Source organism: Streptomyces sp. NPDC059740 (assembly GCF_042733155.1).
Lineage (GTDB): Bacteria > Actinomycetota > Actinomycetes > Streptomycetales > Streptomycetaceae > Streptomyces.
This window is the reverse complement of the sequence record NZ_JBHWGP010000106.1, coordinates 1-1,300: the sequence shown is the minus strand read 5'-3', so window position 1 is coordinate 1,300 and position 1,300 is coordinate 1. Positions and strand designations below refer to the sequence as shown.

The 1,300-nt window shown below is 69.4% G+C and carries 1 protein-coding gene; it reads right to left on the bottom strand.

What is annotated here, in order from left to right; all coding sequences use genetic code 11:
• Positions 1-40: 40 nt before the first annotated feature.
• The gene (locus ACFV3R_RS34645) at positions 41-1,162 is read right to left on the bottom strand and encodes an IS30 family transposase (RefSeq protein ID WP_385591536.1); all 1,122 of its coding nucleotides are present in this window, start codon (positions 1,160-1,162) and stop codon (positions 41-43) included.
• Between the last annotated feature and the right edge of the window lie 138 nt (positions 1,163-1,300).

Genomic DNA, 1,300 nt, shown 5'->3' with positions numbered 1-1,300 from the left:
GGCGGTTTCTAGGGATCGTCGCAACACATGATCGGTTGTGTCAGACGGCGAGCAGTTTATGCAGGCGCTCGGCTGGGGTTTCCCAGCCGAGCGTTTTGCGTGGGCGGCCGTTGAGCTGGGCGGCGACGGCGTCGAGGTGCTCGCGGCTGTGGACGGACAGGTCGGTTCCCTTCGGGAAGTACTGCCGCAGCAGGCCGTTGGTGTTTTCGTTGGAGCCGCGCTGCCAGGGACTGGCCGGGTCGCAGAAGTAGACCGGGACGTTCGTGGCGACGGTGAAGCCGCGGTGAGCGGCCATCTCCGAACCCTGGTCCCACGTCAGCGACCGCTTGAGGTGCGCCGGCAGCCTGTGTGCGGCCTCCGTCAGGGCGTCGCGGACGCTGGCTGCGGTGTGGTCGGCGGGCAGGTGGAGAAGCATCACGTAGCGGGTGCTGCGTTCCACGAGGGTGCCGATCGCCGAGCCGCTGTTCTTGCCGATGATCAGGTCGCCTTCCCAGTGGCCGGGCACGGCCCGGTCGTCTGCTTCGGCCGGACGATCGCTGATCATGACCATGGGATCGGTGAAGCGCGGCTGCCGGCAGTTGGCCTGGCGGTGGGGCTTGCGGCGGGCGCGTCCGGTGCGCAGAGCGCCGGCCAGCTCCCGGCGCAGCGCTCCGCGCCCCTGCACGTAGAGCGCCTGGTAGACGGTTTCGTGGACCACGTGCATCTCCGGCCGGTCGGGGAACTGTCTCCGCAGAGCGTGACAGATCTGTTCCGGGCTCCACCGCTCGTCCAGACCCGCCTGGACGGCGGCCCGCAGCTCGGGGTTCTGGCTGATCTTCCGGGGCTTGGGGCGGGGACGGCGGTCATCCGCGCGGGCCTGGGCGGCGAAGGGGCGGTACTGACCGTTGACGGGGTGCCGGTTGCGGCGGATCTCCCGGCTGACGGTAGAGGGGCTGCGGCCCAGTTCGGCGGCGATCGCGCGGACCGTGGCTTTCTCCAGGAGCCGGTCGGCGATGTAGATCCGGTCGGCTTCACGCAGGTACCGGGACGCACCAGAAGGCGGCACCACCGGTCTGGCCGGTGGTGCCGCCTTCTGCCGGCCGGAGGGGTTCCGGCCGTTGCGCCATCGCTTTCCCGTGCGGAGGTTGATGCCGACGGCCTTGGCGGCCTCCGCGTAACTCACGCCTTGCTGCACGAGCCGGAAGTATTCCTCCCGCTCACGGGTCAGCTTCCTGCGGCCCTGAGCCACCGTCCGGGTCTTGCGGACCTCGAACATCGCACCCCTTGAACTGGGGTGTTGCGACGATCGCTAGAACTCAAG